We start from the raw sequence: 13,835 nt of genomic DNA on the forward strand, positions 1-13,835 counted from the left end.
TTAAAGCCCGAGAATCATTTTCGACACGATGTTCTTCTGGATCTCGTTGGACCCGCCGAAAATCGAGAGCTTGCGATTGTTGAAGTACTGGGCGGAAAGCGGTGCTGCGTTCTCGTCCGACAGGAAGTCACCGTCGTAGTCGAGGTTGAGTTCTTCCTCCACGAACGGGATGGCGTAGGGACCAATGGCCCGGCGCGCCAGGTCATTGATCGACTGACGGATTTCCGTGCCCTTCACTTTCAGCATGGAGCTTTCGGCACCGGGTACACCGCCACCCTCGACCGACGCAATGATGCGCAGGTTACTGATGGCGGCGGCCGTCAGGTCGATCTCGACCTTGGCAATGCGCTGGCTGAAGGATGGATCCTCGATAAGCGGGCGACCGTTCTTGATACGGCGCGAGGCCAGCTGCTTCAGGTGCGCCAGCGCCGCCTTGGACATGCCGATCCCGGCCAGCCCGGTCCGCTCGTAGGTGAGCAGGTACTTGGCGTAGGTCCAGCCCTTGTCTTCCTCGCCGACCAGGTTCTCCACCGGGACCTTCACGTCCTCAAAGAAGACCTCGTTCACCTCGTGCTCACCGTCAAGAGTGATGATCGGCCGCACGGTGATGCCCGGCGTATTCATGTCGATCAGCAGGAAGGATATGCCTTCCTGGGCCTTCACCTCGGTGTTGGTGCGAACCAGGCAGAAAATCATGTTGGCGTGCTGGCCCAGGGTGGTCCAGGTCTTCTGGCCATTCACGATGTAATGGTCACCGTCGCGCACGGCGCGGGTTTTCAACGAGGCCAGGTCAGAACCGGCGCCCGGCTCGGAATACCCCTGGCACCACCAGTGTTCGCCACTGAGGATGCGTGGCAGGTAATGCTGCTTCTGTTCATCATTGCCGAACTTGATGATGACCGGCGCCACCATGTTAACCCCGAATGGAATGGAGCGGGGCACCCCGTAGCGGCAGGACTCCTCGTCCCAGATGTGTTTCTGCACCGGGGTCCATTTGACGCCGCCGTATTCTTCCGGCCAGTGGGTGGCATACCAGCCCTGAGTCACGAGAATCTTCTGCCACCGCTGATGGTCCTCTTTGGACAGGCGGCGGAAGCCTTTCACTTTGGCGGCGATGTCTGCCGGCAGCTTCTCATCCAGGAACGCGCGCACTTCATCACGAAAAGCGAGTTCCTCGGCTGTGTAGTTCATGTTCATGGGCAACCTCGTTTTGCATCACAGCGAAAATATATACCGCATAGCAGAATTACCTAATGATCGGTCACCGACAGCGTGTCTGTCAATGTCAATGAAACACAAAACCCGAAACCTGGCCGTACGCATTCCTGAAATTTACTTTGATGGGTTGTGCTGACAAAAACCTTCATTTAACCTTCGGTTCTCGGAAATTAGTACTGCTTAGTGAAACCGAATATGTTCCGTGTACCGCTTGGCGGAATAATATTCGGTAATCGAAGCCACTGCTGCTCCGAAGGTTCCAACAATAATCACCAACCCACGCTGTTAGAGGTTTGAGATGACAACAACAAGACTGCCCTTGAGTAATCGCCGGCCTGCGGCCCTGGCCGCCCTGGCTGCGCTTCCGGTGCTGTGGATGGGCGCCCAGACGGCGTCCGCACAGGACGCCGAGCTACAGGAATTGCGCGATCGGATCGAGATGTTGGAGTCTCGTCTGGGCACCGGCACCGCCCTGGAGCTCCAAACCGAGAACGACTACCTGCTTCGTGATGGCCGCGGCATCCGCATCGGTGACACCACCGTTACCATTGGCGGGTTTATCAAGGCCGACGTGCTCGCCGGTTCCAACGGCAACGGCTGGAAAAATGGCTATTCGGTGGGCTTGCCCCGGACCTTCGCGACCGCTGCGCGGGATGGCGAGAGTGACTGGAAGACCGGCTTCAGTGCCCGCGAAAGTCGCTTTAGCATCGGCACCAAAACCCTGGATGTCGTCGGCCACGACCTGAACACCTACCTCGAGATGGACTTTAACCAGGGCGCAAACGCCGATGGCAACGAGGTGGTGTCCAACAGTTACGCGCCGCGTCTGCGCCAGGCCTACGGCGCCTGGAACGACTGGCTGTTCGGGCAGACTTACACCACCTTTACCGACCTGGCGGCCATGCCGGAAATTCTCGACCAGGGCAAACAGGCCGCGTTTATCTTCCTGCGCCAGCCCATGATCCGGTATACCATGGCCGCCCCGGGCGGTAAGCTGATGCTGGCCCTGGAAAACCCGGAAGACGGCTTTGGCACCACCTCCTATGACGACCAGTCCTACCCGGACCTGGTGGCTCGTTACCAGGTGCGTAGCGACCTGGGCATCTACTCGGTGGCAGGTGTGGTACGTCATCTGGAAGACGACGCCGCCGACGACACCGTCACCACCGGTGCCGTCTCGGTCAGCGCCCGCATTCCCACCATTGGCAAGGACGATCTCCGGCTGCAGTACAGCTACGGCGCGCTGGGCCGCTACATGGGCCTGTTTACTTACCCGGACGTCGATCTCGCTGCGCAGGCCGGAGGCCAGGTCGAGCCGCTGAAGACCTTCGGTGCAACTGCTGCCTACCGGCATTTCTGGAGCCCCAACTGGCGCTCAAACCTGTCGGTCTCCCACGCTGAACTTGCCGACGACCTGACGGCTTCCCCGGCGGGAACCCTGAGCTACTTCGACGCCTCCACGTCGGTACACGCCAACCTGTTGTGGTCCGCCCACCCCAAACTGACCCTGGGCCTGGAATACGCCTATTGGAACTTTGGCGAGATTGCCAGCAGTGGCAGCAAGAAGTACGAGCAGGTGATGGCCTCGGCGAAGTTGAGTTTCTGAGTGCCAGGAGAAGCACCAGAATTGAGTTAACCAGATTTCACTTTGCATCTTCAGCCCCGGTAACGTCCCCCGTGCCGGGGCTTTTTTGTGCCCGGACGGCGGTGCCTGACCGGGGGGGCGGTTGTCGGTTCGAGGGTCAGAAAGTGAGCTATAGTAATGAGTGCCTTGTAACTGCAGGTATGACCAAGGATGGCGGTCTGGTCTAAGCGAGTACCAGAATTCAGGATCAGGAGGTCCCCGATGAACCGAAGAGGTTGGCACTGTTGTTTGTTGGCCCTTGCCCTGGGTTTCATGGCCCAGGGAACACACGGCCAGGATCTGAGCATCAGCGAAGATGAATACGCCGCGCCGGCGACCCCATATTCCCCCTACGTCGACGATCACTTCCCCCAGAATGTCTATTTTGGTGATACCCATCTGCACACCGCCTGGTCCGCCGACGCTGGCATGGGCGGAGCAAAACCGGGGCCGGACGTCGCCTACCGCGCCGCGCGCGGCGAGGTGGTCCAAAGCCAGACTGCGGGCCCGTTCAAGCTGATTCGACCCCTGGATTTCGTGGTCGTCGCCGACCACGCCGAGAATCTGGGGCTATCGGATTACCTGGAACGCGGTGATCCGCTCGTGCGCCGCACCGAAGGTGGCGAGCGTTGGTACCAGATGTTCAAGGCCGGGGATGGTTACGATGCGTTCATCGAATGGATCGCGGCCAACGGGCGTGGTGAGGACATGATCAAGAGTCCGGAGATGGTGGCGGCGGTCTGGCAAAAGGTGATCGACAACGCCGAGAATTATTATGAACCGGGCGTGTTCACCACCTTTATCGGCTACGAATGGACCTCCGGCCCGGACGGCAACAACCTGCACCGGAATGTGATTTTCCGGGACGGCGCCGACCGGACACGCCAGATCGTGCCATTTTCCGCACTGGACAGCGACGACCCCGAAGACCTCTGGGACTACCTCGAGGCCTATGAAAAGGACACGGGCGGCCAGGTGCTGGCCATTCCCCACAACGGCAACCTGTCCAACGGCATGATGTTCATGCTGGAAACCTTCGACGGTGACGCCTTTGACGAGGCCTACGCCCGGCGGCGAGCCAACTTTGAGCCGGTGGTCGAGGTGACCCAGCCGAAGGGCACCGGGGAAACTCACCCGTTCCTCTCACCGGATGATGCTTTTGCCGACCACGAGATTATCGACACCTCCAACCTGGCCGGTTCTGCGGCCAAGGAGCAGGAGATGCTCCGCACCGAATACGCCCGTTCTGCGTTGAAGTTAGGGCTCGCCGAAGCCGAACGGTTGGGTGTGAATCCCTTCAAATTCGGCATGATCGGTGCCACCGATGCCCACAACGCGCTGCCTTCGACCCGGGAGGAGAACTGGTTCGGCAAGGCCTACATCGTCGAACCCTCGCCCCACCGTAAGGAAGGCGTGCTGATCGAAAGCACCGTGGATCCGGAGCTGTCCATTTACGACATTGACCTGGGGGCCTCGGGCCTGGCCGGGGTCTGGGCCACGGAAAACACCCGGGAAGCCATCTGGGATGCTTTCGCCCGGCGCGAGGTGTTCGCCACCTCGGGCAGTCGGTTGCGGGTGCGGGTGTTCGGAGGCTGGGATTTCCAGCCGGAAGAGGTGCTGCGCCCGGACTTTGCCGATGCCGGCTACTCACGGGGTGTGCCCATGGGCGGCGATTTGCGGCCGGCGCCCGAAGGCACGGATGCGCCGACCTTCATGGTCCGCGCCCTGCGGGATCCGGACGGCGCCAACCTGGACCGGATTCAGATCATCAAGGGCTGGGTTGATGGCGACGGCGAGACTCAGGAGACGATCTGGGATGTCGCCTGTGCCGGGCGCGACATCGTGGAGGGGGCTTGCGACGGTGACGTCGGCAATACCGTGAACGTGGCCAACGCCAGCTACACCAACAACATTGGCAGCGCCGCGTTGGCTGGCCACTGGGCCGACCCCGAGTTCAATCCGGACCAGCGGGCCTTCTACTACGTGCGTGTGCTGGAGATCCCGACCCCACGGTGGACGGCCTACGACGCAAAATATTTCCAGATCAAGATGCCGGAAGGGACGCCCATGGAAGTGATCGACCGGGCCTATACCTCACCGATCTGGTACACACCGGAGGGCTGACAGGATGCTGAGTCCATCCATGAAACGACTGGTGCGAGAACCCTTTGTCCACTTCCTGCTGATCGGGGTGGCGCTTTTCGGACTCTATGGCGGGCTGAACGATGCGCCAGACGAGGTCTCGGGCCAGAACCTCGTGATTACCGAAAGTGACGTCGCCCAACTGGCGAGCAGTTTCCGGCAGGTCTGGCAGCGACCGCCAACCCGTGATGAGCTGCAGCGCCTGGTTGACAAGTACGTGCAGGAAGAAATCCTGGTCCGGGAGGCCCTGGCCATGGGGCTCGACACCGGTGATGCGGTGATTCGTCAGCGTCTGAGGCAAAAGATGGAATTTATCCTCGACGGTGCCGTTGCGTCGCTCGAGCCCTCTGACCAGACTCTGCGAGAGTATTACCGGGCCAATGCGGAACGGTTTACCACCTTACCCAAGGTTGGCTTCCGGCACGTTTTCCTGGGCAAGGCCATGGACGAGACCACGGTCGGTTCGGCACTGCGAGCGCTCAAGTCCGGTGCGGCTCTGGAGGAGGTTGGGCAGCCAACCCTCCTGCCGCCGGAACTCGGGGCCAGTGTGCGGACCACGGTGGATTCGAACTTCGGTGCGGGTTTTTTTGACCAGCTTGTTGCCCTGCCACCGGGTGACTGGGCCGGGCCGGTTGAGTCGGCATTCGGATGGCATCTGGTCAATGTGACCGGGAAAACCGGAGGCACGCTCCCCGAGTTCGAGCTCATTCGGGACCGGGTGGAAGACGCCTGGCGTCGTGACGCCTCCGAACGGCTGGGTGAGGAACAGCTTCTGGCCCTGAAGTCTGATTACCGGATCTCGGTGCCGGATGTGGACGGGATATCGCGATGAACACAGTGGTATCGGCGCTTCTTCTGACCATCCTCATGGGCATGCCTGCCCTGCTGAAGGCGCACGCGCTGGAACCCGGCTTTCTGAGCCTGGCGCCGGCCGGAAACGACAGCTGGCAGGTGGTCTGGCGGGTGCCCCAGGTCGGTGGGCAGCCCATGCAGATTGACGCGGTGCTGCCCGAAACCTGCACACCCCGGGTGGCGCCCGGCCCGATGAAGTTTGACGGGCGTGCCTTTGTCAGCCGCTGGCTGGCCTCCTGCACTGAGGGCCTGGACGGCGGAGTAGTGGCGGTTCGAGGTCTTGACGCCACACGAACGGATGTCCTGGTTCGTTACAGCCCGGAGCCGGACGCGGAACCCGTGGTTACCCGCCTGACGCCGGACACCATTTCGTTCCAGATTGCCCCGGGTGGCCCGGAGGGATCGGTGCTGTCCAGCTATTTCGTGCTGGGCGTTGAGCACATCCTCGAGGGCTTTGATCACCTGCTGTTCGTCTTTGCCCTGCTGCTCCTGATTCCGAGCTTCAAGATGCTGATTGCCGCCCTGACCTCGTTCACAATCGCCCACAGTCTTACCATGGCCGGGGTGACGCTCGGTATGTTCACGCTCCCGGCGCCACCGGTGGAAGCGGTCATCGCGCTGTCGATTGTGTTCCTTGCCACGGAGCTGGCCCGCCCGGCGGATGACCAGCGCCTGACAGCCCGATATCCCTGGTTGGTGTCGTTTTCGTTTGGTCTCCTGCACGGCTTCGGCTTTGCCGGGGCACTGCGGGAAATCGGTCTCCCTGAGGGCGATGTTCCCATGGCGCTGCTGAGCTTCAATCTGGGGGTCGAGGCCGGGCAGATCGCCTTTGTCTGTGGGGTGCTGCTGTGCGGTTACGTGGCGGGACTTGCCATCCGGCACCGGGAGGGCGTCGTGCAATGGTTTGAGTACACCGGCAGGCGCCTGGCCAGCTACGGCATCGGCGGCCTTGCGTCCTTCTGGCTGGTGGAGCGGGTGGCCGGATTCTGGGTGTAGTACATCGAGAAAAACTGATATTTACACTCAAAAAGACGATCATAGTTGTGAATTTACTTGTGGTAGAACTGAGCGACCTTGGGCGTTAGAGCCCGCCAAAAGGATGTTCATGGCTCAACTGCGAGTGTCGCAAAACCGGAATCGTCTCTGCCTGATAATGTTGATGGCACTGATGGTGGTCTATGGAGCAACGGGTTCAGGCCTGTTAGCAGCTGACCATCCCTTTGATGAACCCGGTTCGTTTCAACCTGCGCTTCTGGATGCCTCCGGGGACTCGCCTTTCGGTGAACCCGGTTCGACCGATCCAGACGCCTCGGGCCGCTTCCTGCTTCCCGGATATTCGGGTCACTCGCCGAACCTGTTTTTCATTGAGCCGCCGGCTCGCCTCTTGAGTTTTCCCACCCTGCCGCAAGGCCCTCCACTCTTCGCCTGAGTGTCCTTCGTCTGAGTGTCGGCTGAAACCAGTCGGTGCACAGCACTGCTAAGACCAATCCGGTCCATCACAACCAACCAAACTTAAGTCTGGAGGTATCATCCATGGCTATAAGGAAGCTGCTGATTGCCAATCGCGGTGAGATTGCAGTCAGAATTGCCCGGGCCTGTAGCGAACTGGGTATACGCTCGGTCGCCATTTATTCGAAGGCGGACGAGTATTCCCTGCATGTCAAAAAGGCCGACGAGTCCTATCAGATCAGTCAGGACCCGCTATCCGGGTACCTGAACCCCCATCACATCGTCAATCTGGCGGTCGAAACCGGCTGCGATGCGCTGCACCCCGGCTACGGATTTCTCTCGGAAAACGCCGAGCTGCCGGCGATCTGCAAACAGCGGGGGATCACCTTTGTCGGTCCGTCTTCCGAGGCGATTGCCTCCATGGGCGACAAAACCCAGGCCCGGCAGACGGCAGAGGCCGCCGGCGTGCCGGTGACGCCCGGGTCCAGGGGTAACCTCAGGGATGTCGAGGATGCGGTCCAGCAGGCCTCGGACATTGGTTATCCGGTCATGCTCAAGGCCACCTCCGGCGGCGGTGGTCGGGGCATCCGCCGGTGTGATAACGAAAAGGAGCTGCGCCAGAATTACGAGCGGGTGATTTCCGAAGCCACCAAGGCCTTCGGCAGTGCCGAGGTCTTTCTGGAGAAGTGCATCATCGAACCCCGCCACATTGAGGTCCAGATCCTGGCGGACAGCTACGGCAACGTGGTGCACCTGTACGAGCGCGATTGCTCGATCCAGCGCCGCAATCAGAAGCTGATTGAGCTGGCGCCATCGCCGCAGCTGGAAGAGAGCCAGCGAGAGTACATCGGCGACCTGGCGCGGCGGGTGGCCAAACAGTGCGGGTACGAGAATGCCGGCACCGTGGAGTTTCTGCTGGATCATGACGGCAGTTTCTATTTCATGGAGATGAACACGCGGGTGCAGGTGGAGCACACCATCACCGAGGAAATCACCGGCGTGGATATCATCAAGGCCCAGATCCGGATCGCCGCCGGCGAGGCGTTGTGGCTCAAGCAGGAGGATATCAGCTACCGGGGCTTTGCCGCCCAGTTCCGGATCAACGCCGAAGACCCCAAGAACGGCTTCCTGCCCAGTTTTGGCCGCATCAGCCGCTACTACTCGGCCGGTGGCCCGGGCGTGCGTACCGACGCCAACATGTACACCGGCTACGAGATCCCGCCCTATTACGATTCCATGTGCGCCAAGCTGATTGTCTGGGCCATGGACTGGCCTGAGCTGATTGCCCGCTCCCGGCGGGCGCTGAACGACATGGGGATCTACGGGGTCAAGACCACCATCCCCTATTACCAGCAGATTCTGAGCCACGACGAATTTCAGGCCGCCAACTTCAACACCGGTTTTGTGGAGCGGAACCCGCAATTGCTGGAGTACAGCACCAAGACCCGTCCTGAAGCCATCGCCACTGCCATCGCCGCGGCCATTGCCGCCCAGGCGGGCCTGTAAACCGAACATCGGAGAGATCCAGAATGACCAAGCGCAAGATTCATATGACCGACGTCATCCTGCGGGATGCCCATCAATCGCTGATCGCCACCCGGATGCGGACCGAAGACATGCTGCCGGCCTGTGCATGGCTGGATCAGGCCGGGTACTGGTCCCTCGAGTGCTGGGGCGGCGCCACCTTCGATGCCTGCGTCCGTTTCCTGAAGGAAGACCCGTGGGAACGGCTGCGCACGCTCCGGAAGGCCCTGCCCAACACTCGCCTGCAGATGCTGCTGCGGGGACAGAATCTGCTGGGGTATCGCCATTACGGCGACGACGTCGTGGAGGCGTTTGTGGCCAAGGCCGCGGAAAACGGCATTGACGTGTTCCGGGTGTTCGACGCCCTGAACGACGTGCGTAACCTGGAAACCAGCATCCGGGCGGTCAAGAAAGCCGGCAAGCACGCCCAGGGTACCCTGTGCTACACCGTCAGCCCGGTGCACGACACCGACGCCTACCTGGCGCAGGCCAACGCCATGGCGGACATGGGCGCGGACAGCATCGCCATCAAGGACATGGCCGGCCTGCTGACCCCGGCGGTCACCGCCGAGCTGGTGGGCAAGCTCAAGAACACCCTCGATCTGCCGGTGTTCCTGCACTCCCACGCCACCTCGGGCATGGCCCCGATGTGCCAGTGGGCCGCCATGGAAGCCGGGGTGGATCACATCGATACCGCGTTGTCGGCCTTTGCCGGCGGCACCAGCCATCCGCCCACGGAATCGCTGGTGGCCGCATTGCACGATGCCGGTCTGGAAACCGGCCTGAACCTCGAACTGCTGGACAAGGCCACCCGGCATTTCCGGGAGGTGCGCAAGAAGTACCACCAGTTCGAGAGCGCCTATAACGGCGTCGATACCTCGGTCCTGCTGTCCCAGGTGCCCGGCGGCATGATGTCCAACCTGGCCAATCAGTTGAAGGAGCAGGGGGCGCTGGACCGGATCCAGGAGGTGTTCGAGGAAATCCCGCGGGTTCGCAAGGACCTCGGTTTCCCACCGCTGGTCACCCCGACATCCCAGATTGTCGGGACCCAGGCGGTCATCAACGTGCTGGGCGGCAAGCGCTACGACACCATCACCAACGAGGTGAAAAAGTACCTCCAGGGCTGGTACGGCAAGGCGCCCGCTGACGTGGACGCTGAACTGCGGCGTCGCGCGGTCGGCAACGAGGACCTGGTCCTGGAGCGCCCGGCGAACCTGATTCCGCGGGAGCTTGAGGACCTGCGCAAACAGGTGGGTGACCTGGCCCAGAGCGATGAGGATGTGCTGACCTACGCCATGTTCCCGGACCAGGCCAAGGCCTATCTTGAGCAGCGCCGGGATGGCACGCTTCAGCCGGAGCCGCTGGAACCCATTCCGGGCGGGCGTTCCGGCGGTGTTTCGTCCAAGTTCAAGATCACCGTGCACGGTGAGAGCTACGACATCGACGTGACCGGGGCCAATCCGGCGGGTGAGCACGAGCGCCGTTTCTACATGACGGTGGACGGGGTGCCCGAGGAAATCCACCTGGAATCCCAGGCCGATGACGGCCGCGACGGCAGCCGCTCCAGCAGTGGCCGGGCCGGTGCCACCAAGGAGGGGCATGTGACCACCAGCATGCCGGGTAACATAGTGGATGTGTTGGTGAAAGAAGGGGACCAGGTCGAGGCCGGCGACCCGGTACTGATCATCGAGGCGATGAAGATGGAAACCGAGGTGAAGGCCACCATCGCCGGTACCGTCAAGGAAGTGTCCATCGCCAAGGGCGACCGAGTGGTGCCGGGCGAGGTGCTGGTGGATATCGAGTAGCCGGCCCGGGCCTAAAGGTGAACGGCGACCCCCACGGTTGCCGTTTTCCGGTCATAATCGTACCGGGCAATGTTGCTGTTGTTCCGAACCTGCTGGAGGTTCAGTAGCAGGGACACGGTTTTGTTGACCCGGTATTCCCCGTCCATCGAAAGGGTCAGCCGCTGATCCTCCCGCCGGATGATCAGCAGCCCTTCTGGCACTTCCAGGCGATGAGGGGTGCGGTAATAGTTGTACCGGTAGCTGGCGGAAGTGCCGATCTCGAGCGCGGGTGTCATGGCGTATCCCAGCCCCAGCGACACGGTCTGGCCCAGCGGCGAGACACTGTAGTACTCGGTGCCGGTATCGAGATTCCGGCGATCGTCGTAATCCACCTGGTACTTGGCACTGGCCCGCCACGCGTTCAATCGTGCCTTGTAGCGGGTGTCGAATCGGTAGTGCTGGCCGTCGTAGGCTTGGTACCGGTCTGCCGCAGTGACCTGCTCGGCATCCACCGAAACGGAGCACACGGCCCTCTCGTCACCCAGGGCGCAATCCGATTTCCTGAGGCCGGCACTGAGGCGGGCCCGGTTCTCCCGGGTATTGCCCCCTTGCCAGATCTGATCCCCGCCCACGCCGAGCGTCAGCCGATAAGGGCCGGGTGCGTGGACGCCCGCTACGTTGAGTCGAACCAGGTGGGTATTGAAGTCTTCTTCGGTGGTGTACTCGCGACCGTACAGTTGCAGGTCGGTTTTGATGGCCTGGTCCCCTGACCGGTAGGGATACCCCGACACCGCGTTTACCGATTCCAGGAAGGCCCCGTCCAGGGAGCTGGCGGCGCTGTCCGGGAACAGTGCAATGTTGTCTTCGTACCCGGCGGACAGGGACAGCAGGGCCTGCCAGCGGTCCGGAGCCGGCGGTTCACCCAGTTTGGCAAGTTGGCCCCGGGCGAGCTTGCTCAGGTTCTCTTCGCTGCTGGCCAGCGCGGCTTCCCGGAACGCCTGCCGGGCCTGTTCGGTCTGATCCTGGGCCAGGGCAATCAGGCCGAGGTTATAGAACGCCAGCGCCCGTTGAGGTGATGGGAGGAGCTGTCGAAACATGGCTTCGGCGTTGGCATAGTCGCCCAGCTTGAAATAGAGCACGCCAAGGTTGTAGGTGAGTGCCCGCGATTCCAGATCCTCGGCCGCGGCTTCAAGCAGCGCTCGGGCACGTTCCAGGTTGTTGTTCTGGAAGGCCTCAATGCCCGCGCGGAATTTCTCCTTCGGTGATAACGACGTGTCGGCCTGCGTTGCGTTCGCAACAGCAACGCCAAGGCAGACCAGCAGCATCATGATCAGTCGGTGGAGCAAAGGCACATCCCTTCGAACCGGCCAGACACCTGGGCGGCTACTGGTTCGTTACGTTATCGAGCGTGGACTGGCCTTCGTTAAGCACATCCAGACCCGGGTCCAACAGGTCCCCGTCCGTGGGCAGTTCTGAGCCCGGCAGATCCAGTTCGGGCACATCCAGGCCTGGATCGGGCAGGTCGCCGCCCGGTCCTTCGGCAATCGGGGCGTCGAGCAGGTCTTCGCCCGGCAACTCGGTGTCAAACGCATCGCGGGTTTCGCGGGCCTGGGAAGACACGCTTTCCTCAAGGCTCCAGGCCTCGCTGGACAGCTCGTTGGCATCCAGCTCGTCCGGTCCCCCGGCCTCACTCAACTCGTTGATCGATTCGGGAATCTGCATTTCCTGAACGAAGGAGTTGTCCAGGGCCTCCTCGTCCGCCACCATTCTCATGGTCACGTTGTAATCGTCCTCAGCCAGGGCCACCGTTGGCGACGCGCAAAGGCCGAACAGCAGGGCCCAGGCAAAGCGAATTGGGCTGGGTAGGTTCAAAGTCATGACGATGGTTCCGTTTCCTTGCCAATATCCGTTCGGAAGGTCTTTCGCTTGGTGCCTTCACCCAGGTGTGCGACCAGTGTGCCTTCGCCCGGGAACAGGATGTTCACCGGCAGGGCCAGCAGGTTGTCGCCTGGCTTCAGGTCGACCTTCCAGCTAACGCGGTGTCGTCCCGGGAAGGGGGTCAGTTCCATGTTGGGCGGCAATTCCAGGGTCAGGGTCACGTCTTCCAGGGCCTCGGTCGACGTGAAGGCCAGCCGGACGGTTTTCTGCGCCGATTCGGCCGCGGGTTTGATGGCCGCGGTTTCGGTGGTACCGGCCAGCTCCATGCCGGGTTGGCGCGGCTGGGTGAACTGGGCGCCCAGGAAGACCCCGACCACCAGCGCCGCCGCCACGGCGCCGCTCCAGACCGGTGTGGTCCAGCGTCGTCGGGCGGGTGAGTCATCGGTTGCCATGGCGCGACCGAGTATCCGGGCCTCGAAGTCGTCGTCCGGTTCGGGCGCGCGGTCCGCCGCAACCTGCTGGGCGATGTAGGTTGCTGTCGCCAGAGCCACGGCACAGGCGTCGCAGGATTTGGCGTGTCCACGCATGGCGGCCTCGGTGGCCGAGGTTACTTCGCCGGCCGCCAGGGCATCCACCTCTTTTCTGAATTCAATGCAATTCATCGCATTCACCTCATTGGCAGCCACGTTGTTGCTCCTCAAAAGGTTCCATCTCCTCCTGCAATTTTGTTCGGAGCAATGCCCGCACCCGATGCAGCCGGGATTTTATGGTACCCAGGGGCACATCCAGGATCTCGGCAATGTCCTCCTGGCGCCAGCCTTCCGAGTCATGCAGCAATAACAACGTCCGCTGATCGGGCTGCAGTTCGCCAACCATTCGGCGAAGCAGCGCGCTGCGACGATCGTTGTCGGTGTGGGTGAGTGGGTCCGGCTCGGTGCCTGAAAGGGTTTCCAGAAACGAAGTTGCCTGGTCTTTGGGGCCCAGCGCGTTTTCACTCACTTCACGCCCGGCCGGCCGTTTGCGCACGTTGTCGACGAACTGGCGGTAGAGAACCCGGTGCAGCCACGGGCGGAGATCGTCGACCCGTTCCAGTTCGTCCACTTTGGGAAACAGTTTGGTCACGACGTCCTGCACCAGGTCCTCGGCATCATGCTGACTGCCGGTTAACCGGTAGGCAAACGTGTGCAGTGGCCGCAGGTGCGGATGGACCAGGCGTTCAAAGCGTTTTGACTTGGACTGGCGAAACGGAAGCAAGGCCAAATGGGTACCCCTGATGATCACCTTGCACTGTCGGAGTGCTGCAGGACGGTCTCTGATTTTTATCGTGCCAACAGTCTATCAGTCTCGGGCGTCTGCGGGTATGT

The 13,835-nt window shown here is 61.7% G+C and carries 12 protein-coding genes; 7 read left to right on the forward strand and 5 right to left on the reverse strand.

Features of this window, described 5'->3' with window-relative positions; translation table 11 throughout:
* A complete protein-coding gene (locus KXD86_RS12440) occupies nt 1-1,197 on the reverse strand; it encodes an acyl-CoA dehydrogenase family protein (RefSeq protein WP_218636324.1) in 1,197 nt (398 codons plus the stop codon).
* Between the two features lie 319 nt (nt 1,198-1,516).
* Here KXD86_RS12440 and KXD86_RS12445 point away from each other — a divergent pair, with 319 nt between their 5' ends.
* From KXD86_RS12445 to oadA, 7 genes are all read left to right on the forward strand, one after another.
* Complete coding sequence (locus KXD86_RS12445; protein ID WP_228739378.1) at nt 1,517-2,824, forward strand: DcaP family trimeric outer membrane transporter; 1,308 nt, start codon at nt 1,517-1,519, stop codon at nt 2,822-2,824.
* Between the two features lie 240 nt (nt 2,825-3,064).
* On the forward strand, nt 3,065-4,966 hold the full coding sequence (locus KXD86_RS12450; RefSeq protein WP_218636325.1) for a DUF3604 domain-containing protein: 1,902 nt from the start codon (nt 3,065-3,067) through the stop codon (nt 4,964-4,966).
* A gap of 4 nt (nt 4,967-4,970) precedes the next feature.
* On the forward strand, nt 4,971-5,816 hold the full coding sequence (locus tag KXD86_RS12455) for a peptidylprolyl isomerase (protein WP_218636326.1): 846 nt from the start codon (nt 4,971-4,973) through the stop codon (nt 5,814-5,816).
* Entirely contained in the window at nt 5,813-6,832 is a 1,020-nt protein-coding gene (locus KXD86_RS12460; RefSeq protein WP_218636327.1) for a HupE/UreJ family protein, read from the forward strand. The genes KXD86_RS12455 and KXD86_RS12460 overlap by 4 nt, the downstream gene beginning before the upstream one ends.
* Before the next feature lie 163 nt (nt 6,833-6,995).
* Nucleotides 6,996-7,265 (forward strand): hypothetical protein, encoded by a 270-nt coding sequence (locus KXD86_RS12465; RefSeq protein ID WP_218636328.1) that lies wholly within the window; start codon nt 6,996-6,998, stop codon nt 7,263-7,265.
* A gap of 104 nt (nt 7,266-7,369) precedes the next feature.
* Entirely contained in the window at nt 7,370-8,791 is a 1,422-nt protein-coding gene (locus KXD86_RS12470; protein WP_218636329.1) for an acetyl-CoA carboxylase biotin carboxylase subunit, read from the forward strand.
* Nucleotides 8,792-8,814: 23 nt separating this feature from the next.
* Nucleotides 8,815-10,614, forward strand: coding sequence for a sodium-extruding oxaloacetate decarboxylase subunit alpha (oadA, locus tag KXD86_RS12475; RefSeq protein ID WP_218636330.1), 1,800 nt, complete (start codon nt 8,815-8,817; stop codon nt 10,612-10,614).
* 11 nt (nt 10,615-10,625) lie between these two features.
* On the opposite strand, the gene KXD86_RS12480 is transcribed toward oadA, so the two are convergent.
* Genes KXD86_RS12480 through KXD86_RS12495 form a run of 4 tightly spaced genes read right to left on the reverse strand, consistent with a single transcriptional unit; the run spans nt 10,626 to nt 13,731 of the window.
* Complete coding sequence (locus KXD86_RS12480; RefSeq protein ID WP_218636331.1) at nt 10,626-11,939, reverse strand: tetratricopeptide repeat protein; 1,314 nt, start codon at nt 11,937-11,939, stop codon at nt 10,626-10,628.
* Between the two features lie 37 nt (nt 11,940-11,976).
* Nucleotides 11,977-12,471 (reverse strand): hypothetical protein, encoded by a 495-nt coding sequence (locus KXD86_RS12485; protein WP_218636332.1) that lies wholly within the window; start codon nt 12,469-12,471, stop codon nt 11,977-11,979.
* Nucleotides 12,468-13,157, reverse strand: coding sequence for an anti-sigma factor family protein (locus tag KXD86_RS12490; RefSeq protein ID WP_218636333.1), 690 nt, complete (start codon nt 13,155-13,157; stop codon nt 12,468-12,470). Before KXD86_RS12490 ends, KXD86_RS12485 begins: the two co-directional genes overlap by 4 nt.
* Nucleotides 13,144-13,731: an RNA polymerase sigma factor gene (locus KXD86_RS12495; protein ID WP_218636334.1), complete on the reverse strand. Its 588-nt coding sequence runs from the start codon at nt 13,729-13,731 to the stop codon at nt 13,144-13,146. The genes KXD86_RS12490 and KXD86_RS12495 overlap by 14 nt, the downstream gene beginning before the upstream one ends.
* Between the last annotated feature and the right edge of the window lie 104 nt (nt 13,732-13,835).

Origin of the sequence: Marinobacter arenosus (genome assembly GCF_019264345.1) — a bacterium.
Taxonomy (GTDB): domain Bacteria; phylum Pseudomonadota; class Gammaproteobacteria; order Pseudomonadales; family Oleiphilaceae; genus Marinobacter; species Marinobacter arenosus.

What these genes read in the sequence shown, in the direction of transcription:
- KXD86_RS12440 (WP_218636324.1), bottom strand. Translation starts at nt 1,197, where the DNA reads ATGAACATGAACTACACAGCCGAGGAACTCGCTTTTCGTGATGAAGTG.
- KXD86_RS12445 (WP_228739378.1), top strand. Translation starts at nt 1,517, where the DNA reads ATGACAACAACAAGACTGCCCTTGAGTAATCGCCGGCCTGCGGCCCTG.
- KXD86_RS12450 (WP_218636325.1), top strand. Translation starts at nt 3,065, where the DNA reads ATGAACCGAAGAGGTTGGCACTGTTGTTTGTTGGCCCTTGCCCTGGGT.
- KXD86_RS12455 (WP_218636326.1), top strand. Translation starts at nt 4,971, where the DNA reads ATGCTGAGTCCATCCATGAAACGACTGGTGCGAGAACCCTTTGTCCAC.
- KXD86_RS12460 (WP_218636327.1), top strand. Translation starts at nt 5,813, where the DNA reads ATGAACACAGTGGTATCGGCGCTTCTTCTGACCATCCTCATGGGCATG.
- KXD86_RS12465 (WP_218636328.1), top strand. Translation starts at nt 6,996, where the DNA reads ATGGCACTGATGGTGGTCTATGGAGCAACGGGTTCAGGCCTGTTAGCA.
- KXD86_RS12470 (WP_218636329.1), top strand. Translation starts at nt 7,370, where the DNA reads ATGGCTATAAGGAAGCTGCTGATTGCCAATCGCGGTGAGATTGCAGTC.
- oadA (WP_218636330.1), top strand. Translation starts at nt 8,815, where the DNA reads ATGACCAAGCGCAAGATTCATATGACCGACGTCATCCTGCGGGATGCC.
- KXD86_RS12485 (WP_218636332.1), bottom strand. Translation starts at nt 12,471, where the DNA reads ATGACTTTGAACCTACCCAGCCCAATTCGCTTTGCCTGGGCCCTGCTG.